29 protein-coding genes and 1 tRNA gene are annotated in these 26,776 nt (G+C 39.5%); 25 read left to right on the top strand and 5 right to left on the bottom strand.

Annotated elements, in window-relative coordinates; genetic code table 11:
• Positions 1-136 precede the first annotated feature (136 nt).
• The 3 genes from amrA to QZT26_RS07560 all read right to left on the bottom strand — a co-directional run bounded on the left by amrA (position 137) and on the right by QZT26_RS07560 (position 3,005).
• Positions 137-688 carry an AmmeMemoRadiSam system protein A gene (amrA, locus tag QZT26_RS07570; RefSeq protein ID WP_157820644.1) on the bottom strand — a complete coding sequence of 184 codons (552 nt, stop codon included), beginning with the start codon at positions 686-688 and terminating at the stop codon, positions 137-139.
• 78 nt (positions 689-766) lie between these two features.
• Positions 767-2,365, bottom strand: a complete 1,599-nt coding sequence (amrB, locus tag QZT26_RS07565; protein WP_295101467.1) for an AmmeMemoRadiSam system protein B — start codon at positions 2,363-2,365, stop codon at positions 767-769.
• A 10-nt stretch (positions 2,366-2,375) separates the two neighbouring features.
• Positions 2,376-3,005: a VTT domain-containing protein gene (locus QZT26_RS07560; protein ID WP_164995401.1), complete on the bottom strand. Its 630-nt coding sequence runs from the start codon at positions 3,003-3,005 to the stop codon at positions 2,376-2,378.
• A 494-nt stretch (positions 3,006-3,499) separates the two neighbouring features.
• On the opposite strand from QZT26_RS07560, the gene ilvD reads away from it, so the two are divergent.
• From ilvD to lgt, 24 genes are all read left to right on the top strand, one after another.
• Complete coding sequence (gene ilvD / locus QZT26_RS07555; protein ID WP_295101464.1) at positions 3,500-5,164, top strand: dihydroxy-acid dehydratase; 1,665 nt, start codon at positions 3,500-3,502, stop codon at positions 5,162-5,164.
• Between the two features lie 62 nt (positions 5,165-5,226).
• Positions 5,227-5,300 (top strand) — tRNA-Gln (locus tag QZT26_RS07550).
• A gap of 63 nt (positions 5,301-5,363) precedes the next feature.
• Positions 5,364-6,335 carry an NTP transferase domain-containing protein gene (locus QZT26_RS07545; RefSeq protein WP_295101462.1) on the top strand — a complete coding sequence of 324 codons (972 nt, stop codon included), beginning with the start codon at positions 5,364-5,366 and terminating at the stop codon, positions 6,333-6,335.
• A gap of 9 nt (positions 6,336-6,344) precedes the next feature.
• A complete protein-coding gene (locus QZT26_RS07540) occupies positions 6,345-7,313 on the top strand; it encodes a ribose-phosphate pyrophosphokinase (RefSeq protein ID WP_099326076.1) in 969 nt (322 codons plus the stop codon).
• A 27-nt stretch (positions 7,314-7,340) separates the two neighbouring features.
• Positions 7,341-7,979, top strand: a complete 639-nt coding sequence (locus tag QZT26_RS07535; RefSeq protein ID WP_295101461.1) for a 50S ribosomal protein L25 — start codon at positions 7,341-7,343, stop codon at positions 7,977-7,979.
• Positions 7,980-7,993: 14 nt separating this feature from the next.
• Positions 7,994-8,548 carry an aminoacyl-tRNA hydrolase gene (pth, locus tag QZT26_RS07530; RefSeq protein WP_099326078.1) on the top strand — a complete coding sequence of 185 codons (555 nt, stop codon included), beginning with the start codon at positions 7,994-7,996 and terminating at the stop codon, positions 8,546-8,548.
• Positions 8,549-8,599: 51 nt separating this feature from the next.
• A complete protein-coding gene (gene rpsF, locus QZT26_RS07525) occupies positions 8,600-9,013 on the top strand; it encodes a 30S ribosomal protein S6 (RefSeq protein WP_099326079.1) in 414 nt (137 codons plus the stop codon).
• 103 nt (positions 9,014-9,116) lie between these two features.
• Positions 9,117-9,557 carry a single-stranded DNA-binding protein gene (locus tag QZT26_RS07520; protein WP_099326080.1) on the top strand — a complete coding sequence of 147 codons (441 nt, stop codon included), beginning with the start codon at positions 9,117-9,119 and terminating at the stop codon, positions 9,555-9,557.
• 38 nt (positions 9,558-9,595) lie between these two features.
• Positions 9,596-9,817, top strand: a complete 222-nt coding sequence (gene rpsR / locus QZT26_RS07515; RefSeq protein ID WP_099326081.1) for a 30S ribosomal protein S18 — start codon at positions 9,596-9,598, stop codon at positions 9,815-9,817.
• Between the two features lie 14 nt (positions 9,818-9,831).
• Complete coding sequence (gene rplI / locus QZT26_RS07510) at positions 9,832-10,290, top strand: 50S ribosomal protein L9 (RefSeq protein WP_099326082.1); 459 nt, start codon at positions 9,832-9,834, stop codon at positions 10,288-10,290.
• Positions 10,291-10,309: 19 nt separating this feature from the next.
• Positions 10,310-11,653 carry a replicative DNA helicase gene (dnaB, locus tag QZT26_RS07505; protein WP_295101458.1) on the top strand — a complete coding sequence of 448 codons (1,344 nt, stop codon included), beginning with the start codon at positions 10,310-10,312 and terminating at the stop codon, positions 11,651-11,653.
• Positions 11,650-14,028, top strand: coding sequence for an outer membrane protein assembly factor BamA (gene bamA / locus QZT26_RS07500; protein WP_099326084.1), 2,379 nt, complete (start codon positions 11,650-11,652; stop codon positions 14,026-14,028). Before dnaB ends, bamA begins: the two co-directional genes overlap by 4 nt.
• A 2-nt stretch (positions 14,029-14,030) precedes the next feature.
• Positions 14,031-14,666: an OmpH family outer membrane protein gene (locus tag QZT26_RS07495; protein ID WP_099326085.1), complete on the top strand. Its 636-nt coding sequence runs from the start codon at positions 14,031-14,033 to the stop codon at positions 14,664-14,666.
• A gap of 3 nt (positions 14,667-14,669) precedes the next feature.
• Positions 14,670-15,539, top strand: a complete 870-nt coding sequence (gene lpxC / locus QZT26_RS07490) for a UDP-3-O-acyl-N-acetylglucosamine deacetylase (protein ID WP_099326086.1) — start codon at positions 14,670-14,672, stop codon at positions 15,537-15,539.
• A 255-nt stretch (positions 15,540-15,794) separates the two neighbouring features.
• Positions 15,795-16,613 (top strand): acyl-ACP--UDP-N-acetylglucosamine O-acyltransferase, encoded by an 819-nt coding sequence (gene lpxA, locus QZT26_RS07485; protein ID WP_099326087.1) that lies wholly within the window; start codon positions 15,795-15,797, stop codon positions 16,611-16,613.
• Between the two features lie 209 nt (positions 16,614-16,822).
• Positions 16,823-17,851, top strand: coding sequence for a Gfo/Idh/MocA family oxidoreductase (locus tag QZT26_RS07480; RefSeq protein WP_099326088.1), 1,029 nt, complete (start codon positions 16,823-16,825; stop codon positions 17,849-17,851).
• Positions 17,852-17,854: 3 nt separating this feature from the next.
• Entirely contained in the window at positions 17,855-18,082 is a 228-nt protein-coding gene (locus tag QZT26_RS07475; RefSeq protein ID WP_099326089.1) for a DUF1858 domain-containing protein, read from the top strand.
• A 93-nt stretch (positions 18,083-18,175) separates the two neighbouring features.
• On the top strand, positions 18,176-18,481 hold the full coding sequence (locus QZT26_RS07470) for a cupin domain-containing protein (protein WP_099326090.1): 306 nt from the start codon (positions 18,176-18,178) through the stop codon (positions 18,479-18,481).
• A gap of 10 nt (positions 18,482-18,491) precedes the next feature.
• Entirely contained in the window at positions 18,492-18,800 is a 309-nt protein-coding gene (locus QZT26_RS07465; RefSeq protein ID WP_099326091.1) for a hypothetical protein, read from the top strand.
• A 25-nt stretch (positions 18,801-18,825) separates the two neighbouring features.
• Entirely contained in the window at positions 18,826-19,062 is a 237-nt protein-coding gene (locus tag QZT26_RS07460; protein WP_169703460.1) for a DUF2249 domain-containing protein, read from the top strand.
• 48 nt (positions 19,063-19,110) lie between these two features.
• Entirely contained in the window at positions 19,111-20,886 is a 1,776-nt protein-coding gene (locus tag QZT26_RS07455; protein ID WP_230405693.1) for a multiheme c-type cytochrome, read from the top strand.
• Positions 20,887-21,059: 173 nt separating this feature from the next.
• Positions 21,060-21,422, top strand: coding sequence for a cytochrome c (locus tag QZT26_RS07450; RefSeq protein ID WP_099326092.1), 363 nt, complete (start codon positions 21,060-21,062; stop codon positions 21,420-21,422).
• A 131-nt stretch (positions 21,423-21,553) separates the two neighbouring features.
• Positions 21,554-21,916, top strand: a complete 363-nt coding sequence (panD, locus tag QZT26_RS07445; protein WP_099326093.1) for an aspartate 1-decarboxylase — start codon at positions 21,554-21,556, stop codon at positions 21,914-21,916.
• Positions 21,913-22,782, top strand: a complete 870-nt coding sequence (lgt, locus tag QZT26_RS07440) for a prolipoprotein diacylglyceryl transferase (protein ID WP_099326094.1) — start codon at positions 21,913-21,915, stop codon at positions 22,780-22,782. Before panD ends, lgt begins: the two co-directional genes overlap by 4 nt.
• Positions 22,783-22,792: 10 nt before the next feature.
• Here the strand turns inward: lgt and hflX are convergent, their stop codons facing one another.
• Both hflX and QZT26_RS07430 read right to left on the bottom strand, forming a co-directional pair.
• Positions 22,793-24,088: a GTPase HflX gene (gene hflX, locus QZT26_RS07435; protein WP_099326095.1), complete on the bottom strand. Its 1,296-nt coding sequence runs from the start codon at positions 24,086-24,088 to the stop codon at positions 22,793-22,795.
• A gap of 9 nt (positions 24,089-24,097) precedes the next feature.
• Complete coding sequence (locus QZT26_RS07430; RefSeq protein ID WP_230405691.1) at positions 24,098-24,826, bottom strand: acetate--CoA ligase family protein; 729 nt, start codon at positions 24,824-24,826, stop codon at positions 24,098-24,100.
• Positions 24,827-24,908: 82 nt separating this feature from the next.
• Here QZT26_RS07430 and QZT26_RS07425 point away from each other — a divergent pair, with 82 nt between their 5' ends.
• Positions 24,909-26,333 (top strand): lipopolysaccharide kinase InaA family protein, encoded by a 1,425-nt coding sequence (locus QZT26_RS07425; RefSeq protein WP_295101450.1) that lies wholly within the window; start codon positions 24,909-24,911, stop codon positions 26,331-26,333.
• Positions 26,334-26,776: the final 443 nt, after the last annotated feature.

Here is a 26,776-nt window from a genome sequence, read left to right as displayed (position 1 = left end):
TGTTTAAAGTAGTACAATAGCGCTACCACAATTGCTAAAAAACGGATATCTGTTATCGCTTTTTGCCAATCTTGGTAGTGGAAAATACTGATTTTCGCATTGCGAAAATCGTTTGCAGGATTTAGGGTGAATATGATTATCGGTCGTCTTTGATTATTTCAACGGTAAAGGTATACATTTCGATGTCTCTGTGTTTCCAGGCTTCTTTGGGCAAACCCGCTTTGCCGGAGCAACAGTGGGAAAGGAATTCTTCTTTGCTCCATCCGGTTTCAGTTGCCACCTGGGGAAGAAAACATCCTGATTGAAAGCCTTTTTTGACGTACATGCCATGTTTTCCTAATTCAAAATCAAAGGGGTCTGTGATACGTTTTAGCGGAGATAGGATGGAGAGTTCAATGTTAATTTGGTCAAGTTCAGACGAGGTAACCGGATTGTCGAAAAAACGTGAATCTTCAGTCGCTGAGGAAATTGCCACCTCAGAAACAAGCTTGTAGAGTGGAATATCAGATACAAACCGGCCAATGCAGCCACGAAGCTTTCCCCGGTTTTTTATAGTGACAAAAACACCCTGTTTTGCCTGAATATCAGGATGATCATAGGAAAAGTCCGGGGCAGGTTCTTTTTTTACCGCGGACGCGACGCTCTTTCTGGCAATTTCCAAGAGTATTTTTTTTGCAGTTTCTTCCAATAATATACTCCGATAGAGAAAAATCTGTTTAATAAGAAGCTTCAATACGTTTTGGGCAAAAACTGCAGGCAAACTATTTTAAATTCCTATTGCCTCGTGAAATATGTCTGCCGTGAAAACAAAGAACTCCATATCGTTGTCTCTCCATGCATTTATGGGTAATCCGGCTTTTTTGCAGAGATGTTGAAGGGTTTCCGTTTTGTCCCACCCCTGTTCAGCGGCAATGTGTGGAAGAAATACTGCGTTTGCATATCCTTTACGAATTACTATGCCTTCCTGTCCAACGGTAAACCCTTCGGGTCCGCTTATTTTTCTTGGCTGACTCAAAACGGAAATTTCTATATCAATGTCATTCATTTCTTCATGGGTTACCGGCAGAAATCTATTGTCTTTTGCAGAGGAGTTGATGGTATTTTCAACTACCGCCTGGCAAAGGGAGGTTTTGGGAAGGATATACCCAATGCACCCGCGCAATTGCCCCTGTTCTTTTAATGTTACAAACACGCCATATTTTTCGAAAAGCCTTGGCGTTTGTGTGAAAAGCTGCAAATCAATTTCAGGAGAAGCACCTGTATTTGCATACGTTTCCAAAGTGTTTCTGGCAAGCGATAAGAGTGTTTTCTTTTCTTTTTCTGAAAGACAAATGGATTGCCCTTCCGTTTGTGGTTTTTCTTGCGGGTGATATTCGCCTGATTTGATTTCCGCCTCTTTTGTGAAAAGAATGGATGCATAGCTAACGGAATAGACGAAATTATTTGTCTGATGCCCTGACGTATCGTAATGAAGAATTTGTCCTTTTGCACTATCTGGCAGTAGTTTTAAAAGAATTGAAATAGGCAATATTCCACAGGCATTTATTCCCGTTTGTTTTCTATATTCCCTGAGTCCGTCAAAATCTTTATTAAGAATCTTTTCAAAAGCGCCATAGTCAAGAATCTTTATGTTTTCTTCCACATTTTCTCTGAATGGTACATATCGGTACGCATCGCCGTAATGGGTAAAATCAGAACTGACGACGAGCAGTGTTTTGTCGTCCAGCAATGGCCGAATGGCTTCTGCAACTTTGTCAAAATCATTATCGATCAATATGCCAATCATGATGGGTACCAGATTAAAATCCCCCAAGGTCATTTGCAGGAAGGGTAGTTGCATTTCTAAAGAATGTTCTCCCTTGTATGCGCCGTCATAATCTCCGAATAGCTTCAGGGGGCTGCTGTTGCGTTTATTTTTTGATTCTGCGGTGAAAGAGGTGTTAAGCAAATAATCACATGCTTCCTGGTCAATAGAAATTTTCCCTAGAGGCGTTTTATAGCTGGTTGCTTTTAATATTGAGGCGCCCCGGTATCTCCTCCCACTGTGGGAAGGGGAAAGCACAATCACCCTCTTAAATCCATGTCCCTTTATAGCGCTATAACCATAGGCTGCAACTTGTCCGGAATAAACATATCCAGCATGGGGGGATATGATCGCAAGGGGTCTTCCATTTGATTTTTGACTGGAAACCTCATTTAGAAATTCATTTATTTGGCCTTTTAATGCCGCTTCATTGCCAGGATAAAACCTCCCTGCAACTTGTGACTCCCACGTCTGAGGTGGTTCCGTTTTCGCAAGCAGTAAGGAAAAGGAAGATATTAAGGTAAATATGAAAAATGTGAATATAACCATTGTGTGTTTCATGGTACTTTCCTTATTTAAGTAATTTGATGACAAAAAAACCGGCTACTATCAATACGACAAAGGCAATGGAGATAATATTAAAGTATTTTTCTATAAAATGTTTTATCTTTGGCCCAAAAATACAAATGAGAGCGGCAACTATGAAGAATCTTCCCGACCGGCTGATTGCTGACGCAATTAAAAATGTCCACAAATTAATTTTGCAAGCCCCGGCCGCAATGGTAAAGACTTTGTATGGGATTGGGGTAAACCCCGCAATGGCAACGGCGGAAAAGGCATTGGTGTTGTATTGTTCTTTTACATAATCAAATTTTTCTATAAGCCCAAGGGTGGTGAGGATTGGTATTCCAACAAAATCAAACAACCCGAAGCCTATAAAATATCCAAAACCACCGCCCAATATGGACCCCACGGAACAAATGGCGGCATATTTAAAGGATTTTCTTGCGATTGAGAATGCAAGCGCCATTAAGAGTACATCCGGGGGAATGGGAAAGAAAGAAGATTCACAAAACGCCAGTATAAATAAGGCAATGGAACCATAGGGAGTATGTGCCCAATGTAGCGTCCAATCATACAGCCTTCTATGCAACCCTGCCCTTTTTATCTGTGATATTTGCAATTGCTCAGTATGGTCCATAAAATGCTCCTCGAATTTCCAGGGATTAATAATTTAGTAATGAAATGAATGTTTATCCGGCTAGTTGTGTGAGACTTTCTCTCCAGTTATACTCAAGAAGTTCACAAAATGTGATTTCAGAAATGCTATAACTATTTATGTCAACAAAAGTAAATCTAATTTAGAAATCTCTATTTGTGAACCCTTACAGTACCTATACGGCGCTAAACTCTTAATGTTAAAATATATACGGAATAAGCATCATTGCCGCTCAAAAGTTTAAACGTGGTGTTATAGGGAAGTCAAGCGAAAATCCAGTTGTGGAAATATATTAGGGTAATTATTATTAAAATAGTTGATCTAAAAGAGGGGGGAATCTCCATATTATTTTTGGTTTGTAGCTAATTATACTGCCAAAGCATAAGGTAGTTTTGATTTGACAATAGTAAGCTTTTCGCTATAATGAAAATTCACAATATTATAGGCAGATAAAGGTTTACATAGATTGGAATGGCATGGAATTGAGAAGCGATAAAATTACGAAAGGTCTTGAGCGTGTTCCTGCACGGGCACTTTTATACGCAACTGGTTTAAGCAAAGAGGATTTAGATAAACCGTTCATTGGAATAGCGAGCAGTTTTACCGACCTTATTCCCGGACATGTCCATATGCGTCCGCTGGAGAGGGCCATTGAAAAAGGCATCCATGCGGGAGGAGGGGTAAGCTTTGTTTTTGGTATACCGGGTATCTGTGACGGCATTGCAATGGGGCATAGCGGAATGCATTATTCTCTTGTGTCAAGGGATCTGATTGCAGATATGATAGAGTGTGTGGTAAGTGCTCACTGTCTGGATGGGTTGGTGATGCTTACAAATTGCGACAAAATAACGCCGGGAATGTTGATGGCCTGCGCAAGATTGGATATCCCCGGGATTGTTGTTACTGCTGGCCCTATGATTTCCGGACGTTATGGAAAGCAAAAGTTATCCCTGGTGAAAGATACCTTTGAAGCGGTAGGGAGAAGACGTAAAGGCGAAATTGACGATAAAGAATTGTCGTGTTTAGAGATGGATGCTTGTCCCGGAGCTGGATCATGTCAGGGGTTATATACGGCCAACACGATGGCATGTGTATCGGAGGCGTTAGGTATGTCTCTGCCAAGATGCGCCGCTTCTCTTGCAATTTCGGCGGAGAAGGAACGTATTGCCTATAAAAGTGGCCAACGGGTTGTAGATCTTGTAAGAAAAGATATTACTTCGAGAAAGATTATGACGCGTAAAGCATTTGAAAATGCGATCATGATAGATATGGCGCTTGGCGGGTCAACAAATTCCTGTTTGCATATTCCTGCGATTGCAAACGAGGCTGGCGTGGAAGCAAATTTGAAGTTGTTTGACGAAATTAGTGCAAGAACACCTCATATAACAAGCTTGCAGCCTGGTGGCGAATATTTGCTTGAAGATTTATATTATGCGGGCGGCATTCCCGCCGTAATGAATCGATTACAGGATGACCTGTACGATTGTATTACCGTAAGCGGGTTTAATACAAAAGAGATAGCGAAATCCGCCATAATTAACGATGGCGAGGTGATAAGGTCAAAGGATGCCGCATATCATAAAGAAGGTGGGATAGCTGTTTTATATGGTAATTTATCTCCCGATGGTGCCGTGATAAAGCAGAGCGCTGTATCCGAAAACATGATGCAGTTTACTGGGAAGGCAAAGGTTTTCAATAGTGAAGAGGCTGCAATGAATGCAATTATGGATTCCATGATTAGCAAAGGCATGGTGGTCGTGATACGATATGAGGGTCCGCGCGGGGGGCCTGGGATGAGAGAGATGTTGTCTCCTACGGCGGCGCTTGTGGGACTTGGGTTAGGAGAGTCCGTTGCTTTAATTACGGATGGGCGTTTTTCCGGGGGAACGCAAGGTCCCTGCGTTGGGCATGTATCGCCTGAAGCAATGGTTGGGGGTCCCATTGCCTTGGTGGAGGATGGTGATGAAATAACGATAGATATTCCAGGTCGCACATTAAATTTGAATGTTTCGAAGGAAATTCTTACTCGTAGAAAGGAAGCATGGAAACCGCCAAAACCAAAAATAACACATGGGGTGTTGTCCCGGTATGCAAAATGTGTTACATCGGCGGATAAAGGCGCTGTGTTAACGGCGGAATAGTACAGAATAACGCGATGTGCAATCCATAGTATCATTGTATAAAAAATAGTAGAGCAGAATGCTACCCGGTGGTGTAATGGTAACACTAGAGATTTTGGTTCTCTCATTGGAGGTTCGAGTCCTCCCCGGGTAGCCATTCTATTTTTAGGGAATGAGTAAGTTGCAGTAGTTTTATGATTTTGTGTATTGCAATACAAAGATGAAAAAGATTACGGCAGTTATTTTGGCTGCTGGCAAGGGTACGCGAATGCGTTCACCATTGCCAAAGGTTTTGCATGAAGTATGCGGCAGCACCCTTCTTGAATGTGTTATTTGCTCTGTGCAAAAGGCTGAAATTCCCCGGATAATCATAGTAGTTGGTGACAAAAAAGAAGAAGTAGGAGAAAGTTTAGAGGGATTACCTGTTGAAATAGTAGAACAACGGGAACAATTAGGAACAGCACATGCCGTTATTGCGGTAAAAGAGAGAATTAATAGTTCGGCGGACATCGTTTTAATTTTAAATGGCGACGCGCCTCTTATTAAACCCCGGACACTGAAAAGGCTGATAAGCATAAATAATGAAACTGCGGCTGATGTTGTATTATTAACCGCACGCCTGGAAAAACCAAAAGGGTATGGGCGGATATATAGGGATAAAAATGGTAGTATAGCGAAAATTATAGAAGAAAGTGAAGCCGACGGTGATGTATTAGCAATTAATGAAATCAACGCTGGAATATATGCATTTAAAACGAAAGCCCTTCTTGAAGGATTGAGCGAGGTTCAGCCACACAATAAAAAAGGGGAGTTTTATCTAACCGACATCATTTCAATATTACACAATAAGGGGAAAAAAATAGAGGGAATTGAGGCGGATGACGCTGTTGAGGTATTAGGGATAAATACCCAGCAAGAATTGGCAATCGTTAACAAAATAAGGCATGATGAGATTCTGCAGGGTTTTATGGAGAGCGGGGTAACTATAGTAGACACAGGAAGCACATTTGTTGAAAATAATGTGGAAATTGGGGCGGGAACGAAAATTTATCCCTTTTCTTATATAAACAAAAATGTAGTTATTGGCCGGTATTGTCGTATAGGACCATTTGCATATTTGGAATCTGGCACGAAAGTGAGCGATGGTACAGTTGTAAAAAGCAGTGGGAAGAATGGAAAACAAGTTTTTTAAGGTAGAGAAATGGACAAAAAGAGAAGGATAGAAGAGTTAGATCATTTGAAAATTTTTTCCGGAAATGCAAATCCTGATTTGGCAAGAAAAATTTGCGAACACCTTTCGATCAATCTGGGGAATGCCTACGTTGGCCGTTTTCCCGATGGCGAAATTGACCTGAAGGTCAATGAGGATGTTCGGGGTGCTGACGTATTTTTGGTTCAACCAACATGCGCACCTGTCAATGAAAGCTTAACGGAACTTCTTATATTCATAGACTGTCTAAAGCGGGCATCTGCCGCGCGTATTACTGCGGTGCTGCCGTATTATGGTTATGCGCGAAAGGATAGAAAAGATGAAGGGCGTGTACCAATAACGGCAAAATTGGTAGCAAATCTCATAACTACGGCAGGGGCTGACAGGGTTCTAACCCTTGATTTACATGCCGCTCAGATTCAGGGATTTTTTGACATTCCTGTAGACCATCTGCTGGCATTTCCTGTAATGATGAAATACTTTGAACAATTAAAGACAGAAGATTTGGTGGTGGTTACTCCCGATGTCGGAGGTATAAAACTCGCCAGGAATTATTCAAAGGGCTTGGGTGTGAAGATGGCAATCGTTGACAAGAGGCGGGTAGGGCCTGAAGAGACAGAGGTAGGATTTATAATCGGAGAGGTAGCAAATAAAAATGTGATTATGATCGACGATTTAATTGCAACGGGTGGGTCTATTGCACAAGCGGCGTATGTCCTGAAAGAAAAAGGCGCCAGAGAAATATATGTCGGAGCGACTCATCCGGTTTTTTGCGGTTCAGCGATAGAAAAATTGTCAGCTGCCCCGATAAAAGAAATAGTGATAACTGATTCGATACCGCTTTCTGAAAAAGCAAGAGCGACTGGCGATAAGTTTAAAGTGCTTTCTATTTCAGGTCTGTTAGGAGATGCGATCATGAGAATACATCATCATGAATCGGTAAGCTCTTTATTTGTTTAATAGGTTATTTTTAGGAGTTGTAAAACGATGGAAGTTTTAGAATTGAAGGCGGAAAAAAGAACATTAAAAAGAACCAAGGCGGTGAGAAAACTGAGGGCGACCGGACATATACCTGCAGTGGTTTACGGCCACAAAGAAGATAATGTGCTTTTGAGCGTTGATGGCGGTGAATTCGGGCGTGTTTTAAATGCCGGTGCTCGTATGATCAATCTGGCTTACGACAGGACAAAGGAGTCTGTTCTTATAAAAGATGTCCAATATGATAATCTTTCAGACAAGGTATTGCACGTAGATTTTGCGCGTGTTTCTATGGATGAAAGGGTGACTTTAAAAGTGCCAATAATACTGTCAGGGAGTGCTGTTGGAGTGAAAGCGGGCGGTGTGTTAACCCAGACTATGAAAAATATAGAGATAGAATGTTTCCCTGCGGCTGTTCCTGAGGATATTAAGGTAAATGTATCTGAACTTGAAATGGGTAAGTCTATACATGTCAAAGAATTACCTTCTATAGCAGGTATTAAATATTTATCCGATGCAGAATCGGTTGTTGTTTCTGTGCACCATGCTGCGGAGGAAAAAGCGGCATCAGAAGAAGAATTGATTGCCGGACCTGAAGTAATCACTAAAAAGCCGAAAGAAGAAGCTGGTGCTTCAGAAAAATCGTAGTATGGAATTTGTTGATGAAGATGATAGTTGGACTGGGAAATCCCGGCGAGAAGTATTTAAGGACGAGGCATAACCTGGGTTTTATGGTAATTGATGAATTTTCCCAACAACTGGGAATGGGAGGGTTTCAGCATAAATTTCAATCTCTGTTTTGTAAAAAAGAAGTGGAACATGAAGAAATTATATTGCTAAAGCCACAAACATTTATGAATTTAAGCGGCATTGCAGTTCAGGAAGCGGTAAATATGTACAAATGTCAACCTAGGGATGTTATGGTCGTATGTGATGATTTAGATCTCCCATTCGGCAAATTACGTATTCGGCGCTCCGGTGGCTGCGGTGGGCATCGTGGTTTGGAATCAGTTGCGTCATCTTTAGGGACTGCCGATTTCCCCCGTTTGAGAATAGGAATAGGACGTCCCAAATTTAATGATACGAGCCGTTTTGTCCTTTCAATGTTTTCTGCAGAAGAAGATGTTGAAATAGCGAAATCCCTTCAGGAAGCATGCAAAGCCTTGAAAACATGGGTTTACAAGGGGATAGAAAGTTGTATGAATGAAAATAACTAATTTTTTTGTTTTATGTAAGGTTTTTATGAATAATGTTAGGAGGAAGAGAATTTGAGATTGTATGAGGGTTTGTTTCTGATTGACAATGTCCCCGCCAATTCCGACTGGGACGGCGTAGTAAAAAGTATTCACGATATTTTGGCAAAGAATGGTGCGGAAATTTTAAAGACTGAAAAATGGGGAGAGAAAAAATTAGCTTATAAGATTAAAAGTCACAAACGCGGCACATACTTATTGATACATTTTAATGCTGAAAACACATCCATTACGCAGATGAAAAGGGATTTTCAGTTATCCGAGTTTCTTATTCGGTCTTTAATACTAAGAGATACTGTAATTGAAGAATTATCTGCTGCCGGCATTGAGGAAGGTTTTTCAGATAAAGAAGCTGAAAAAGAGCCTAAAACGGAGGAAGTATTATCAGCAGAAAAATGTGAACCTGTTTTAGCTGTTGGAGACGTTTAACTTTAAATCTAGTCTTATTATAGAAAAGAAATCATCTCGTACTATAGATACTGACGGTCGTTTAAATAAGAAAAATTTTAGTTAGAGATAAAAGGAGTAAGGAATGGCAAGCCTTAATAAAGTATTTCTTATGGGAAACCTTACGAGAGATCCTGAACTGAGATATACCGCAGGAGGGTTGGCAGTGGCAAGTTTTGCGATAGCTGTGAGTAGCAAATGGACGTCCAAAACCGGGGAACAAAAGGACGAAGTTTGTTTTGTAGATGTCAGTATGTTTGGCAGGAGAGCTGAAGTTATTGGCGAATACTTCAGCAAGGGAAGCCCTATCTTTATCGAAGGCCGCTTGCAATTTAATCAGTGGGAAACAAAAGAAGGACAAAAGCGTAGTACATTGCGTGTAGTTGCGGATAATTTTCAGTTCATTGGCGGCGGTGCAGGCAAACGGCCAAAAGACGATTTGGGGCAATCACTGGATAGCGCAAATTCAGATACGACGTCTGAAAATATGGTTTCGGACATCAATGGTGAAGAGATACCGTTTTGATGTAAACGTAGACATTTTTTATAAGAAGGTTAAATACTATGACAAGAAAAATATTTAATAAAACAAGCAAATGCAGATTTTGCAGAATGGGGGTCGAGGAGGTTGATTATAAGGACATCCAAAATTTACAGAAACTTGCAACTACCCGGGGGAAACTTTTTTCAAGAAAACGGTCGGGGAATTGTGCCCGGCATCAACGTTCTGTTAAAATGTCCATTAAAAGAGCAAGGTTTATGGCTTTGCTTCCATACGTAACTTAGGAGGTTATTTTTCCATGGAATTATTATTGACAAAAAATATTGACACGCTTGGCAGGATCGGTGATGTTGTTAAAGTAAAAAAAGGGTATGCGAGGAATTATCTGTTGCCCAGGGGAATGGCCACTTACGTTACCGAAGGGAATTTGAAGCAACTGGAGAAGGCAAAAAAGAAAATTGAAATACAACTGAAAGAAGAATGCGAAAGATTGCGGGAAATTTTGGAGACTATTTCCAACGCCGTTTGCAGGATTCCTGCAAAGGTGAATGAAGAAGGAAGGTTGTTTGGTTCCGTTACGTCTGTTCATATAGCCGATGTGCTGAAGAAACAGGGGATACCAATTGATGTGGATATGATTAAACTGGAAAATCCTGTAAAGGAATGCGGCGAATATGATGTTGCGGTTGTATTAAGCGCTGAAATGAAGACAACATGTAAAGTGCAAGTGGTGAATGAAGAAGAGGATGTTGTCTGATTTTTAAAGGGACAAATATATGGCAGTAGAATCGGTGCTTGAACGTACGCTGCCTCAAAGTCTGGACGCCGAAATGAGTGTTATTGGCGCCATGTTGCTTGACAATGAGGTTATAAATGTAGTTGTGCCAATATTGAATAAGCAAAGTTTTTATAAAACGGCGCACCAGAGCATATACCAGGCCATAATAGATTTGTATGATAAGGGGCAGGCCATTGATTTGGTTTTGTTGCGGGAAGAATTAAAGAAGCGTTCCTTACTTGAGAATGTTGGCGGAGCAGAGTATTTGGTGGAACTTGAGGAAGCGGTTCCAACTATTGGGAATGTAGAATATTATGCGAATATAGTACGGGAAAATGCCATAAAAAGAAATCTCATTGAAGTTGCCGCAAATATTCAAAAACAGGTATTTGAAGGTGCCGTTGATACCGGCTTTTTACTTGATTCCTCTGAGAGGGCGATCTTTGAGATTACGCAGAAAAAATTTAACGCATCGTCCATTAAATTAAATGAAATACTGAAAGAAACCTTTAGCCGTATTGAGAATCTGCATGACAGGGAAAGCAGGTTAACGGGGTTATCTACCGGATTTTACGATTTCGATGACCTTACCTGCGGATTGCAGCCTTCCGAACTTGTTATTGTTGCCGCAAGGCCCAGCATGGGGAAAACAAGTTTTGTTATGAATATTATCGAACATATTGGGGTGGTAGAAAAAAAACCGGCGGCAATATTTTCTATGGAAATGTCTGCCCAGCAGTTGGCGCAAAATATGCTTTGTTCTCACTCAAAGATCGATGCGCATAAACTAAGAAAAGGATTTCTGGAAGATGATGATAGATTATGGAGTGCACTTTCAAATGGGTTAGGGTCTCTTTCCGAAGCGCCTATTTTTATTGAAGATACACCGGGGCTGACAGTATTGGAAGTGCGTGCAAAGGCAAGGAGATTAAAAGCTCAATACGATATTCAACTAATTGCGGTAGATTATTTGCAATTGATGGAATCGCCTCGTGGAGAAAATCGCCAGCAGGAGATTTCTATAATTTCCAGGGGTTTAAAATCTCTTGCCAGAGAACTGGCAATACCGGTAATTGCGGTATCCCAGTTGAACAGGTCTGTGGAGTCTAGGGAGGGGCACAGACCAAGGATGTCAGATCTTCGTGAATCAGGATCGATTGAACAGGATGCGGATGTTATTGCTTTGTTACACAGAGAAGATTATTTTAATCCCGAAAAAAAGGATGGTACCGCAGAACTGATTATAGCAAAACAGCGGAATGGGCCTACAGGAACGATAAAATTGACTTTTCTCTCACATTGTATGCGTTTTGAAAATTTCTCGTCTTCAGGAATCGAATGAAACCGGACAAGGTTTTATTAACTACCGCTAAGACAATTGTGGCACTTGTTTTGGTCTTGTGTTTTGTAAATGTTAAGGTTTCTTGCGATGAAAATCTGGATAAAAACACGCATATTCTAAAAAAAATTGAAGTCAGAGGAAACAAAAGGATTAGTGATGCTGCAATAAGAAGCATCATTCGGTCGAAGGAAGGTGACGTGTATGACCCTAACCTAGTAAGTCAGGATGTGGATGCTATTTGGTCACTGGGGTTCTTTGAAAACATAGAGGTTGAAATAGAAGAGACAGCCGATGGGTTAAACCTGATTTTCCTTGTCTCTGAACGTGCAGTAATTGACAAGATCCTGTTTTCGGGTAATAAAAAGATTAAATCCAAAAAATTGGCAAAAGAAATTGGGATAAGAGAGGGAGACGTATTAAAGCATCATCTGCTGAAGTTGGATGAAGATAAAATACGGGATTTATATAAGAAAAAATGTTTTTCCAGAATGCAGGTACATGCGGAGTCCAAGGTGGTAAATGGAGAAACAACGGTTATCTTTAATATAGAAGAAGGTCCCCGTATACGTATTGCCGATATTGATTTTAAGGGTAATACCAGTTATAAACCCAGAAAACTCCTTAAGCAAATGGAAACCCGCAAGAAGAGATTCCCGAAAATAATGTTTCCCGGAAGATTTGAACAAGATGTATTTGCATCTGATATGGTTAAAATCAAAGAGTTTTACATGAATAATGGATGGCTGGATGTTGATGTTGGATGGGAGATAACATATGAAAACGATGACAGTGAGATGTACATTACCATACACGTAAAAGAAGGGGAAAGATATTATGTAGATACATTAGAAATAAGTGGTACAACAATATTTACCGCAGATGAATTGAAAGCTGCATTAAAATTGAAGGAAGGCGCCCCTTTCTCTTTAGACGCGGTGGAAAAGGATACATATCAAATCCGGCTTGCTTATGGTGCGCAGGGATATCTTGCAACTAGTGTTAATGAAAAACACATATTTGCTGCTGATGAAACTAAAGTAAAGGTGTTTTTTGATATTGAGGAGCGTGACAGGTACTATATAGACAAAGTAAAGATTATCGGAAACGATAAGACAAGGGACAATGTTATTCGCAGGCAGCTAACCTTTAATCCGGGTGAACGGTTAAATGTCGAAAAAATACGTGATAGCCAGAGACGATTGGCAAACACGGGGTATTTTGATATGGATTCTGGAATGCCTGCGGGAATTAGTTTTGAACAAGGCTCTGTGCCAAACAAGAAAAATTTAATAGTTGAAGTAAGAGAAGGAAGGACCGGCATGCTAAGGTTTGGCGGAGGGTATGGGGCAAATGTCGGCGCTTTTGGCGATATTTCATATACAGATAGAAATTTTGATGTTCTTGATTTTCCAAAGGGCTGGAATGATTTTCTGAGCGGGAATGCATTTCGCGGCGCAGGACAAATATTAACGTTGCGTTTCAGTCCCGGCTTTCAGAGAACTGAAATCCTTATTTCTTTGACGGATCCCGCGATATTTGATTCCCCTTATAGTGCAGGAGCAAGCTTATCCAGCTATAGCAGGTGGTATAACCTTTATCAGCAAAAAAGCGCCGGAGCGCAGATCTCTGTGGGGAGAGAACTGGTGAGGGATGTTTATGTGAAAGTGAGCCCGTCATTTGAATTGATCGGTATTGAAAGAAGGAAAGATAAGAATGACACACCGCAGGATGTGTTAGATGTCGAGGGGGGTAATTGGAAAACGGGAGTTACCTTTTCTGCACAGGCGAATAAAACAGATAATATATTCATGCCAACAAAAGGATATGCAATTAATACATCGTTCGAGGTTGCAGGCTTAGATGTGGATATTGTAAAATACGATGTAAAGGCAAAAAAATATACTACAGTTTTTGAGGTACCTAAGTGGGGAAAACATGTTGTCGCTTATGGGGGAACCATTGGGGTGGTCGAGTCCACATCGGGAGAAAACGTTCCGATATTTGAAAGATTTTATGCAGGAGGTTATGGGTCTATTCGGGGTTTTAAATACAGAGGCGTCGCACCCATTGATGAGAAAACAGATGAACAGGTAGGTGGGGAACTTTTAATGTTGCTTAATACTGAATATTTGGTGCCTTTGTATAAAGATATTGTTCGTATGGCAGTATTTGTTGATGCAGGAAAAGCAGATGAATCTTTGGCGGATTTCAATTTTGATCGTTTCAGGATGTCGGGAGGGCTTGGTTTAAGGTTGAATATTCCTTTCCTCGGCCAATCAACTGTTTCAATTGATTATGGTGTTCCAATAATGAAAGAAGAAGGGGATGAAACCCAGGGATTTTCATTTAATTTTGGAGGGGGCGGCAGCTTTTAAGTATGAAATATAAAAATTATTTGAATGGTATAAAGTGTATTTGTGTTTGTGTTGTAATTATGGCGAGTTTATGTATGGTTTTGACGAATCAGGTACAGGCTCAAAATGTTAATACCCCTGCAAGTGGTTTAAAAATCGGAGTGGTAGATTTAAACATTGTGTTTGAAAAATATGAAAAACGAAAACAATATGATGCTGATTTAAGAGAAGAAGAAAAATCATATCAAACCAAAATCAATGATAAAAAAAAGGAACTGGTGGGCCTGAAGGACAAAATACAACTATTGGATCTTGGCAGCAAGGATAGAAAAAAGTATGAAGAAGAATTTGAAAGGAAAAATATAGAATTGGAATCTTATGCGAAAGTTGCTGAAAAGAGTCTGATGAGAACGTATAAAGAATCGTTTGAACGGTTGTATTCGGAAGTTTTAAGGGAGATAGAGGCAATAGGAAAACAAAATCGTTACGATTTAATTATTAAAAAGGAAGATGCTGAATTACAAAGTGGGGGTATTTCTGAAATGCAATTTAAAGTAGGGATAAAAACTGTTTTATATCACTCTGATGGCGTAGATATTACAAATCATGTAATAGATCTGTTAAACAAAAAATATTCCAAAGCAGACAAAGGGAAATAGTTTTTGGATAACTTGCAAAAAACAATTGGGCAACCTGCAGAGTGTTCTGGTTGGGGCATGTTTCGGGGGGAAAGTGTCCGAATAAAGTTTAAACCAGCCTCGGTGAATTCCGGAATACATTTTGTGCGTGTCGACCTGCCATCTCGTCCAATAATACCCGCGAATGTTCACTTCTTATCAAACACTGCAAAACGCATTTTTTTGAAGAAGGATGATGCCGAAGTTGAAGGGATAGAGCATGTAATGGCCGCTCTTGCCGGATTAGGCATTGACAATATAGAAATTGAAATCCATGGACGGGAAATGCCTGCAGGCGATGGAAGCGCCAAATATTTTATGGATATCCTGAAGGAGGCCACCATTGTTGCATTAGCAGGGGAAAAACATATATTCATAATTCGAGAGCCTATTATGGTGAGCAATGGAAATGCAAGTATTATAGCGTCGCCTATTAATGAGGGATTGTTGCTTTCCTATACCCTGGACTTTGATGGTTTTTTTATAGATCCGCAAACATATGAATATGAAATTGAATTTAATGAAGAAAATTTTTCCAGAGAAGTTGCTTCCGCCAGAACGTTTGGTCTGAGTACCTACGTAGAAGAATTCAAAAAGCTTGGGCTGGGAAAAGGCGTCACGGACGATAATAGCTACGTAATACAGAAAGATGGAAAGATAACAAAACCTCTTTCTATGAGTCCTGCAGAATTACGGTTCCCGAATGAACATGTTAGGCATAAAATTTTGGATCTTATCGGAGATCTTTATTTGGCCAATGTTGTTGTTAAGGGACACATCGTGGCAAAAAGATCCGGACATTTCCTGAACGCAGAATTGGCAAGAAAAATAGCAAATATCGCATGTAAGGCATGAATTATTGTCTGAATCTTACATAATATTTTTGGTATCTTCCTTTATAATCGTTAATAAATGAAGGTTTAGAGAGAATACGCTGTTTCAGGTTTTTAAACAAATGGATTAAATTCACCTTTTGTATAAAACGATGGCAGCAACTGTTCGAGGTAGCGTTTACAAGGTACACTATTCAGTGGTAAGCAATGAGGCAAGATTCAGGTATGAATAAAATGGCCTGATCATTTCAAGAAAACAAAGAAACGGGGAGACGCAATGAAAATTCATCGATGGGCACTTGTTCACCCCGGTGCTAAATTAGGCAGCGATGTCGAAATTGGTCCTTTTTCTGTTGTCGGTGAACATGTTACCATCGGTGATAGGACCGTAATAAAGAATAATGCAACGGTAATTGGACATACTACTATAGGGAAAAATAGTGTTATTCATCCAAATGCGGTATTGGGCGCTGAACCACAAGATCTTAAGTATTGCGGCGAACAATCTTTGCTGCTTATGGGAGATAATAACATTGTGAGAGAAGGGGTCACCATTAACAGAGGTACCGCTGGCGGTGGTGGGAAAACGGTAATAGGCAACAATTGTTTTTTTATGGCTTGTTCGCATGTTGCCCATGATTGCATAATAGAAAATAACGTCCTTCTGGCGAATGGTGTGTTATTGGGAGGACATGTTGTATTGGAAAAAGGGGTTAAACTTATGGGTTTAGTAGGTATACAACCATTTGTGACGATAGGTCGTTATGCTTATGTAGGCGGACACACAAGAATCGTTCAGGATGTGCCTCCATACGTAATAATTGAAGGGCACCCGGCAAGAATAAGGCAGGTTAATGTAATCGGGCTGGAAAGAGAGGGGTTTTCCGGAGAGCAAATTGATAAGATTAAAGATTCATTCCGTGTATTATTTCGTTCTGATGAGTTGAATAGAAATAAAATTTTGGGGCAATTAGAGAAACAAGAATACATTTCACCTGAAGTTGAATATCTGATTACATTTCTGAGAAATATTGAAAAAGGTAAGCATGGGCGTTATAGAGAAATACTGAGAGTTTCACCCCAAGTAGTAATTTAGTTTTTTGAAAAACTCCAATAAAAGCAATGTCTTTTTATATTCCGTGCACCCCGCGCAAAGGCCTCCCTTACCCTCTACTTTTTCAAAAAAATAAATTGTTACCACAAAACCAAAAGTCGCCGTCCGCAATTGTTTCGTAGTCTGGTGTATTCTCAACCACGTTAAGGAGAAGAAGGGTGGTTTGTTTTTGGCAATATTAGAAGGTAAGTATGCATAAGTTAAAGGTTGCGGTAATAGGTGTCGGCCATTTAGGGAAAGAGCATGCCAGGGTATTTGCCGAATTACCAGGCGTCGAATTGGTTGGAGTGGTTGATGCACTGAACAAACAAGCAGAAGAAATAGCCCGGCGCTATAATACACAATGGTATGTAAATTATCAGGATGTAATAGATAAGGTTTCTGCCGTAAGTATTGCTGTTCCCACAAAATCGCATTACGCAATTGCAAAAGACTTCCTTACTCATGGTGTTCACGTCCTCGTTGAAAAACCAATGACAGGAACTGTATCTGAAGCGAAAGAATTAATAAGTCTAAGCAAGAAGAAAGGACTTGTGCTTCAGGCGGGGTATATTGAGAGGTTTAATCCGGTTATTGTTGCAATAAAAAAAATCTCTTCCAATCCAAGATTTATAGAGTGCCACCGTTTAAGTCCCTTCACGTTTCGATCTGCCGATATAGGCGTTGTCCTGGATTTAATGATACATGACATAGATATAATACTGAATATGACAGGCTCAAAGGTAAAAAAAATTGATGCTGTTGGCGTAAATGTTATTGCCGACAAAGAGGATATTGCAAATGCACGCATTCAATTTCAGAATGGCTGCGTGGCAAACATCACTGCCAGCAGGGTGTCTATTCAGCCTATGCGGAAAGTGAGATTATTTTCCGAAGACTCATATATTTCCATTGATTATCAGAAGAAAGAAGGGTTAATATATAAAAAATCCCCCAAACTAACCCTCAGTGCGCTTAATATTTCAGAGATGGATGTTTCGACCATTGCAGACCTAAAAAGCCATGTGTTTGGAGATTTGCTAAAGGTAGAACATATTAAAATGGATGATTACGAACCACTAAAAAAAGAACTAGAGTCTTTTGTTACGTGTGTTTTGGAAAACAAGGAACCGGAAGTTTCCGGAGAAGAAGGTTTAAAGGCAATAGAGGTTGCAAATGATATTTTGCAGGAGATAGAAAGAAATCTTGCGCACTCACGCGCACAATGTATGGAGGATTAAATTATGGAGAAAGAAGTTCTTATTACAAAAAAAATGAGTACAGGGGAAGTGACAAAGAAATACCCTGCGACTAAAGAAGTTTTTGCAAAGTATTTTGGAAAGGGTTGTTTTGATTGCCCCTCTTTTGGTACGGAGGATATAAATTTGGCATGTATGATGCATAATACGGATGTTGATAAATTTGTGCAGGAGCTAAATGAAGCCGCATATAAGGAAATAAATAAGACATAATAGTTAAATAGCCTGTGCGTCTATAAACGGAAAAATAGTTGATAAGTATATAATTTAATTTTTAAAAAGATTTAAGAGGACGATAGATAAACATTGAAACATATTGACCTGCAAGAAAAAATAACATTCCACAAAGATCATTTTATTCCCAATATTCTGTATGCCTCCCCGAAAGTTAAAATGCCTCTCATTTGCATGGAGCCGGGGCAAGTAATTCCTCCACACGGCGGGAATTCTGCAGGTATATTTTATGTGAAGGAGGGCAAAGGGATTTTTACCTTGGATGATGAGAAAATCACAATGGAAAAAGGAATGGTTATTGTTGCGCCTGAGGGTTCTTCTCGGGGGATGAAGTGTCTTGAAAGAATGGTCGTTTTAGCAGTAAGCGCAGGAGGGTAGAGGTATTAACATGGGTAAAATAGTTTTAGAAGAAAAAGTAAAATTTTCACAGCAGAGTTATTTATCGGACACATTATTTAAGAGTAACAACCTCCTGCTGGAATTGTTGTGCATGGAAGAAGGCCAGGAAGTTATTTCGAAAATAACGAATTCGCAGGTAATTCTCTTAGTTGTTTCGGGCAATGGTTCTTTAACGCAGGGGTCTGATACCAGTACCCTTAAGGCGGATTCGTTAGTAATTTTTGAAGGCGTTGAACAGTTTGAAATAAAAGCAAGTAAACAAATGACTATATTGCAGTATGTTATACCGCAACCGTAAGAAATATTTTTGAGAAGGAGAATAGATGAATATTGAAGACCGAATTATACTGGACGTGAGAAATATTATACCAAGAGAGCGACATCCAAAAATTTTTAATACGTTTGATGGATTAAGAGCGGGAGAGATGATGGTATTGATAAATGATCATGACCCAAAACCTTTAAAGTACCAATTAGAAGCGGAGCGTCCCGGTCAAATGGAATGGAAATATATCGAGCAAGGACCGGATATCTGGAAGGTTGAGATAGTAAAAAAATAATGGTTTTCAGCAAGGAAAATTAATTAATGTACAAAGGAGGCATAGAGTATGTATAAATTTTCAAAAGTCGCAGTGGTGGTGTGCCTGTTCGTCCTTTTTGTTGGCGCATGGTTTGGTTTCAGGTCTGTACACGCAGATGCGGAAATTAACGTAAAGGAAAAAAAAGAAAAGAAAGAAAAAATTTCTTCCAAATCTGAAAAATCAGAAAAAAGGGATGCTACCGCAGAGATAAAAGATACAAAAACCGAACAAAAGACTGTGACTCCAAAAGAAGAGAAAAAAGAAATTGTAAAGCAGGAAAAACCAGAAGAAAAAGCAGAACCACCTGCTTCTGAAAAACAGGAAGAAAAACATGCCCCTGTCGTCAAAGAAGATATGGCTGACACTCATCCTAAAGATGCCAGAACCATACAACAAATTATTTCCGAACTTACCGGAGAGAAAATCGGGCCAGACAACTCCGGAGATGTGTATCATTTAGGTTTAACAGCGACATATACGCCGCCAAAGGAATTATTGCCTGGCGAAGGCAAATTTGGGAAATTATTTAGTTTTTTACCTCTTATGAGATGGTACGATCCTGATCATTATTATACACCAAACCAGGCAATTGGAGGTGAATTCACGCACGGCGAATGTCTTATGTGCCATACGATCCAGACCCCCGGTATTGTAGCTCAATGGAAGAAGAGTAAACATGCTGCGGTAGAACAGGTGGTTGGCTGTGATAAATGCCATGGCAACAATCACCAGCAATTATACATGCCTTCATGGCAACACTGCGGGGAGTGTCATCCGGAGCAAAAAGAAGGGCATCGTGGTGGGGCAATGGCTTCGCACACCTATGCCTTTCATGTGAGTACAATCGAAGCCCCGTGGCAGATTGCAAAGCCTGCAGCCGAGGTTACTGCCTGTGCTACATGTCATGGGATAGCGGAGAACAGGTGTGACGGATGTCATACCAGGCATGATTTTTCCTTAGCTGAAGCAAGAAAACCAAACAATTGTGGTATTTGCCACACAGGTTTGGACCATTATGAATACGAAATGTACAGGGAATCCTATCATGGGATGATTTATGAGTCGGAGCAGCATACGTGGGACTGGACAAAACCCATGAAACCTGAAAATTACAAAACGCCCACTTGTGCATATTGTCATATGAGAGATGGCGAACATAATGCACAGAAATTCTCCACAGTTAATAGTCACATGGGCACATCATTGGTCGACAGGGGCGCCCCAAAATATAAGGAGGCCAGACAGAGTTGGATAAACACATGCAAAGGGTGCCATTCTCCAAGATTTGCGGCTGATCAACTTGAGGCGATGGATGAAGCGATAAAAGTCAGTTTTACAAAATGGCGTGAAGCCATGAAAATAGTGGTTGACCTTTATAATGACGGGATGCTGGATCCGATGCCGAAAGATTTGGCGCCTGACTACGCAGGACATTATACCTTTAGTCTCATTGGTGGTGAAGGCAGGATGTATAATGTATCCGATATAGAGCGGACGGCATTTGAGATGCTGGTGTATATTACCAATGCCGTTTACAAGGCAATGGCACACGGAGCAATGTATGGCGCTACTTATGGTAAAGGCGCTTTTCTGCAGGACCGCTGGTTGATTCAGGTAAAGGCGGAAGCAAGCAAACTTAGAAGAATAAGGGCGTTGGAAGAAAGAGTGGGGATAAAGCATAAGGCATACGATTTCTGGAAGCACGGTGAATATACCGACTTGCTCCTGGGTTGGAAGAGAAAGCCGGGAGACGTGGACAAGGCAGCATGTAAACACGAGGGCGCTGATTGTTTGGTTGAATAGTATTTTAGACTTTTGATAAAGTATTGTAATAAACAGAAGGTATAATGCTTAATAAAAGGTTATGCCTTCTGTTTTTTTATTGTTGTTTTGACAATACAGAGATAGAATCGGGACTCCACTTTAAGCAGATTTTTGGTTATGCATGTATACGATAATAATTACAGGAGTAATAAATGAAAAATTATCAATATTGTTTTTTATTCATCGCTTTTTTTTCCTCCTGTTTTTTGGGATGCTATAAAAAACAGACAATTTTACTGGAAAGAGAAGCTATTTGGGAAGTATTCGAAAGAGAATGCCAAAAATGTCATAAGATGAATGGAAAAGGGAGTCTTGTTGGCAGATTATTCTTTAATATTCCTGATTTTAACAATGTGAAATGGCAGGATAATGCTTCGGATTCGAGATTGATTATTCATGTAGGAAATGGATTAAGAAAAATGCCAGGCTTTAAAGGCAAGCTAAAAGATGAAGAGATTGTGGACTTGGTAAAAATATGTGTTCGGAGTTTCTATCCGCCCGTCGGGCAAAGATAATACTGCATGAATTTTAGTTGAAACAATAGTGATTTTTCACCGATTTTATGATATCATTCTTGCTTATTTGAGAGTATTTCATTTCTTTATTTTGCTGTCGATGACGGCTTTTTCATTTTTTGAGGCAAATTATGCTGCGAGAGATGTGTAAATCCAAAATACATGGCGCTACGGTAACTGAAACCAATCTGGAATATAACGGAAGCATTACCATCGATAAGTCTCTTCTCACTGCGGTAGATATTCTGCATTATGAGCGGGTGCAGGTTTTGAATATAAATAATGGAACAAGAGTAGAAACATATGTCATTGAAGGAGAACAAGACTCCGGGATAATTTGCTTAAACGGGGCAGCTGCAAGATGGGCGCAACCTGGAGATCGTGTTATTATTATTGCATATTGCCTTATCAATAACAAAGACGCTATAGGATGGAAACCAAAGATTATTTTGGTTGACGCAAAAAATAAACTCATCAAAAACCTGCCAACATGAGACGGATTTTATTCGAAATCCCTATCCCTTTTTTCTCCCAAAGCGTACCTATATACTCCTATGGGTTCATGTTAATGGTGGCATTTCTTGTTTCCATAGCCGTTGCGCGCTGGAGGGCGAAGAAAGAAGGTATCGACCCTAATGCCATCACAGATTTGGGGATATATCTGATTTTTGCCGGAATAGCAGGGGCAAGGTTGTTTTTTGTAATACAATTTTATGAAGATTATAAAAATAATTTATTAAATATATTCAAAATTTATGAAGGTGGTCTGGTGTATTATGGTGGATTGTTTGCCGCAATTATTATGCTATTCGTTTTTGTTAGAAAACGAAAGTTGCCCGTATTAAAGGTGATAGACATTATTGCGCCATCTACTGCACTGGGATTAGCCTTTGGACGTATTGGATGTTTTTTGAATGGATGCTGTTTTGGCAAGATTTCACTTAATCTGCCGTGGGCAGTTTATTTTCCCAGGACAGTTGATAGTCAAGGCATGGTTGATGGCAGTCCGGTATTTATTTATCACTATCAACATGGGTTGGTTCTCCTTTCCGCTCTGCATTCATTACCGGTTCATCCCGTACAATTGTATGCTTTTTTTTCAAATATAGCATTATTTTTTATTCTCAACAGTTTTTTCAGATTTCGAAAAAGAAATGGAGAGATTGTGCTCCTTTTTGGCATGGTGTATCCCATTATAAGATTTTGTATGGAAGCACTTCGGGGAGATAATCAATTATATTTTAACTGCTTTACCATTGCGCAGATAATAAGCATTATACTATTTGCCGTTTCAACTACTATTTTTGTTTTGTTCAGAATAAAAACAAGTAAAAACATTTCGCATATTTCTTCCTTGTAAAGATATTTTGCTAAGGGACTAATTCCTTTATTTGAATATCATCATGCAACTTCAGTAATTTACTAAGGAACTTATCTTCTATCTGAAGATGGAATGTTAATCGGCGGTCGTCTGATGTGCGGTTTAGAATGTGGGCATTTTCATGAAGGGTGGCTATTAATTTGCCATTTTCCTGACTACATGAGATTTCTATATTGAGAAGTCTCTTTTCCAGTATTTCGGCAATCTTTTGTTTCAGCGCCGGTATCCCCTGGCATGTTTTTGCAGAAATGACAATACAATTCTTATAGCGATTTTTCAGTAAAGGGATAACAGATTCATCTTTCAGTGCATCGATTTTATTCAATACAATAATTGTTGGTTTTTTTTCACATCCAAGTTCTTTTAATACTATATTTACGGATTCTATTTGTTTATGAATATGCGGGGAGCTGATATCCGCGACATGCAATAAAATATCCGCGTTTCGGGTTTCTTCGAGCGTTGCCTTGAATGAAGAAACAAGATAGTGCGGCAATTTTTGTATAAACCCAACAGTATCACTGATAAGAATATTTTTGGAATTTTCAAGTTTGCATATACCTGTTTTTGTATCTAATGTTGCAAAGAGTTTATCTTCTACCATGGCATCAACATCGGTTAGGGCGTTCATTAGGGTAGATTTTCCGGCATTAGTGTAACCGACGATGGATACGGTAGAAAATTCTTTTCTTGAAGCAACTACTCTCTGTTGCCGTTTTTCTATTTCACCCAATCGTTTTTTAAGATCATGTATTTTTCTTGAAACAATACGATTATCTACTTCAAGTTGTTTTTCTCCTGGCCCCCTTGTGCCTATTCCTCCTTCAATTCGTGAAAGATGTGTCCACATCCGTTTAAGTCTTGGTTTTGTGTATTCCAACTGAGCTAATTCTACCTGAAGTTTTGCTTGGTGGGTCTTTGCCCTTGTGGCGAATATGTCTAAAATCAACTCACTACGATCAATTACCTTTTTTTCAATGATTTTTTCCAAATTTTTTACCTGTGCGGGGGTAAGGTTATCGTCACAAATGAGTACATCTGCGTCCATTTCAACCGCTATTTTTTGCAGCTCTTGCGCCTTTCCTTTTCCAATATAATACAATGGGTCTATGTGCGCTCTTTTTTGGATTACTGTATAAATTACGTTTGCTCCTGCAGTTTTTGCCAATCTGCTTAACTCTTCCAAAGGTTCTTCATCAAGGTCAATAATATTGGGATAAGAAAGCGCTCTGAATAGGATAGCGCGTTCCGCCCTGACAGAAAAACTGGTATCTTTTAATTTCACGTAATCAGTTTACTCCCTTTTCGATAAGACAATTCTTGCGTCAACGGTTTTTGTCCCTTTCGGGTAAATAAGGATTGGGTTAAGATCTATTTCTTTAATTTCCTCATTAGAAATCATGATATCTGATACCCGAATAATGATATGGCATATTTCTGAAATATCCAGTGGCGCTGCATTTCTAAATCCGCTTAAAAGTCTGGCGCCTTTTACTTCGCGAATCATGTCAAGCGCTTCGTAATCTTCTACGGGAGCGATACGAAAGGAAACGTCCTTAAAAAGCTCAACAAAAATACCTCCTATCCCGAACATCACTGTTGGTCCGAATTGCGGATCTCTCAGGCCGCCTACAATAATTTCGGTTGAGGGAGTTGACATTTCTTCCACGAGGATTCCATATATCCTTGCATCCGGTACAGTTTTACTAATGTTTTTAAAGATTTTTTCGTATGCAGCCGCAACTTCTTTATCATTTTGTATGTTTAACATTACTCCGCCTGCATCCGTTTTGTGGCTGAGGTCAGGGGATATGATTTTGAGAACGACAGGGTATTTTATGGAATTTGCAGCCTGGATTGCTTCATGGGCAGATGAGGCAACTAAAAATCTGGTAGTAACGATTCCGTATGTTCCAAGTAGTTGTTTTGCTTCCGGCTCTAAGAGTTCATGCCGGTTTTGCTCCAAAGCGTTTTGTATTATCTTTTGAGCATTACGGGCGGTATGCGATAAAAATATATTCATCCTTTGTGTTTATAAAGATAAAAAATCTTGAATTCCAGCGGTGTAAACAATAGATTAATGTAATTATAACGAAAGAAAGACAATGTTCAAAGAATATATATCCTATACAGAAAGCAACAACCAATGGCTGGTACATGAGCAGTTTACTTTCCTTGTATCACACCTCAAACATCTCAAAACGTTAAACAATCATACCACGATCAAAATTAATAGAGAAGATAGGTTTAAAATACTTGCCGGGTTTGAAGTTGTTAAATCAGATGAAGCATATAGCTTTATTCTTAAGATTTATAAATATCCTTCACTATTTCAGCAATTGAAGCAATTGTTTAAACGAACCAAGGCATTTAGGGAGTTTTATATGACGTACCTTGCCGCTTCAAAGGGCGTTCCTGTGGAAGTACCCGTTGCGTTTGGCGAACAAAAATGTTTTTTCATTAAAAAATCATACCTTATCATAAAAAAAATCGAAAATTCTCATACCTTAAACGATTATTTTAGAGACAATAATTGTTTTGCAGAACGAAGGTCTGTTCTAAAAGAATTTGGCAAACTATCAAGATTTATTCATGATTCCGGCATAAAACAGGATGATTATTCGTTAAATAATTTCTTAGTTTTTAAGCGTGATGGGGACACAAGGATTATTTTAATTGATTTTGAAAGGGTATCAATACAACGCGGGAGTCTTTTGGAAAAACAAAGTATTTTGTATCTGGCAAAGTTGAATAGAGCAAAAGGGATATTCTGCAATACGGAGCGTCTTCGTTTTCTCATGACATACGTCGAAGGTGATTATGTATATTGCAAACAACTGGCAAAACGAATTGAATCCCTGACATTCGCATTGCAAAAAAAGGATTCGAAAAAGTTTGTGCAGCAATGTATTCATGAGAATAGAAAATTTGGCATTTTTAAAAATGCCGGATTCTTTGGCAGGTATAGAAAAGCATATTCTCAGGAAACGATACGGATACTATTAGCGACGACAGACCAAATGGTTAATGGTACAGTGCAGGCCAAGCAATATCAGATAGTACGGTTTACAAAAATGCCTTCATACCAAAAGCGATTTAGAGGCGCAGTAGATTTGTGGAAGCATGCGAATGCCTTGTTTGCGCTGAGAATTAACGTTCCTGTTCCGGTAGGGATATTTAAGAGAATATCATCCGGATGGCCAAAAGACGAATTTTTCATTTATCAACTGCCAGATAACTGGACGCCAATAGACCAGCATCTTTCTTCAACCGATGATTTAGCAATTTTGATGCGAACGATAAAGGTGTTTATAGAAGAAATATCTCCGTTCGGCATCGTCAGACAAGATATGAATACGCGCGATATCATTCTCCATACGGATAAACATCACCGGCTGAAATGTTTTTTAAAGGATTATTCCGCATTTTTTTTAAACAGACAATCATATCAGCAAAATAAATCGTTCAATATGAAGGTTTTTGATCAGGCTTTAATGATATATGGTCAGTTAAAAAAATCTGAAGGGTAATTGCTAACGAAAGCAATGTGTAGGGCATTGCATCGCCTGCCAAAAAATAAGCTGCAAGATACAGGGAATCCCCACGTTTAAGCTGAATAGTTACAATCGTTCATACTTATAGATAACTCCGTTGATATACTCTTTTTCTGGGAAATCCGTAAATTTGTGATCCATTAATTAAAAAGACTTACGACAACCATTGTTTGCAACGGATGTTCACCCCTGCCAAAACGCATAAGTGCTTAATACATAGTTTGTTAAGGCTGTATTTTTAATAAATATGTAGTCACTAATATATTGTTATTATACGACAATATACTTGACGGATAATGGTTGTTATCTGTACAATGGTGGACATGCATATTGTAGAGAACAAGTCAAAATCCGGTAAAAAAATCTATCGATCTACCCTTCTGCGGGAATCGTACCGTGAGGATGGGAAGGTCAAGAAA

Origin of the sequence: uncultured Candidatus Kuenenia sp. (assembly GCF_900696675.1) — a bacterium.
In the GTDB taxonomy this organism is placed as follows: Bacteria; Planctomycetota; Brocadiia; order Brocadiales; family Brocadiaceae; genus Kuenenia; species Kuenenia stuttgartiensis_A.
The sequence above is the reverse complement of the archived record's forward strand: the minus strand, read 5'-3'. Positions and strand labels throughout refer to the sequence as shown.

Coding starts and splice junctions, on each gene's coding strand:
- dnaB (WP_295101458.1), top strand. CDS start 10,310: ATGGCAGTAGAATCGGTGCTTGAACGTACGCTGCCTCAAAGTCTGGAC.
- QZT26_RS07560 (WP_164995401.1), bottom strand. CDS start 3,005: ATGGACCATACTGAGCAATTGCAAATATCACAGATAAAAAGGGCAGGG.
- panD (WP_099326093.1), top strand. CDS start 21,554: ATGCTGCGAGAGATGTGTAAATCCAAAATACATGGCGCTACGGTAACT.
- lpxA (WP_099326087.1), top strand. CDS start 15,795: ATGAAAATTCATCGATGGGCACTTGTTCACCCCGGTGCTAAATTAGGC.
- QZT26_RS07425 (WP_295101450.1), top strand. CDS start 24,909: ATGTTCAAAGAATATATATCCTATACAGAAAGCAACAACCAATGGCTG.
- QZT26_RS07540 (WP_099326076.1), top strand. CDS start 6,345: ATGGACAAAAAGAGAAGGATAGAAGAGTTAGATCATTTGAAAATTTTT.
- lgt (WP_099326094.1), top strand. CDS start 21,913: ATGAGACGGATTTTATTCGAAATCCCTATCCCTTTTTTCTCCCAAAGC.
- QZT26_RS07465 (WP_099326091.1), top strand. CDS start 18,492: ATGGGTAAAATAGTTTTAGAAGAAAAAGTAAAATTTTCACAGCAGAGT.
- bamA (WP_099326084.1), top strand. CDS start 11,650: ATGAAACCGGACAAGGTTTTATTAACTACCGCTAAGACAATTGTGGCA.
- QZT26_RS07450 (WP_099326092.1), top strand. CDS start 21,060: ATGAAAAATTATCAATATTGTTTTTTATTCATCGCTTTTTTTTCCTCC.
- QZT26_RS07480 (WP_099326088.1), top strand. CDS start 16,823: ATGCATAAGTTAAAGGTTGCGGTAATAGGTGTCGGCCATTTAGGGAAA.
- QZT26_RS07545 (WP_295101462.1), top strand. CDS start 5,364: ATGAAAAAGATTACGGCAGTTATTTTGGCTGCTGGCAAGGGTACGCGA.
- QZT26_RS07455 (WP_230405693.1), top strand. CDS start 19,111: ATGTATAAATTTTCAAAAGTCGCAGTGGTGGTGTGCCTGTTCGTCCTT.
- rplI (WP_099326082.1), top strand. CDS start 9,832: ATGGAATTATTATTGACAAAAAATATTGACACGCTTGGCAGGATCGGT.
- QZT26_RS07430 (WP_230405691.1), bottom strand. CDS start 24,826: ATGAATATATTTTTATCGCATACCGCCCGTAATGCTCAAAAGATAATA.
- QZT26_RS07535 (WP_295101461.1), top strand. CDS start 7,341: ATGGAAGTTTTAGAATTGAAGGCGGAAAAAAGAACATTAAAAAGAACC.
- QZT26_RS07475 (WP_099326089.1), top strand. CDS start 17,855: ATGGAGAAAGAAGTTCTTATTACAAAAAAAATGAGTACAGGGGAAGTG.
- QZT26_RS07460 (WP_169703460.1), top strand. CDS start 18,826: ATGAATATTGAAGACCGAATTATACTGGACGTGAGAAATATTATACCA.
- QZT26_RS07520 (WP_099326080.1), top strand. CDS start 9,117: ATGGCAAGCCTTAATAAAGTATTTCTTATGGGAAACCTTACGAGAGAT.
- ilvD (WP_295101464.1), top strand. CDS start 3,500: ATGGAATTGAGAAGCGATAAAATTACGAAAGGTCTTGAGCGTGTTCCT.
- QZT26_RS07495 (WP_099326085.1), top strand. CDS start 14,031: ATGAAATATAAAAATTATTTGAATGGTATAAAGTGTATTTGTGTTTGT.
- rpsR (WP_099326081.1), top strand. CDS start 9,596: ATGACAAGAAAAATATTTAATAAAACAAGCAAATGCAGATTTTGCAGA.
- pth (WP_099326078.1), top strand. CDS start 7,994: ATGAAGATGATAGTTGGACTGGGAAATCCCGGCGAGAAGTATTTAAGG.
- amrB (WP_295101467.1), bottom strand. CDS start 2,365: ATGAAACACACAATGGTTATATTCACATTTTTCATATTTACCTTAATA.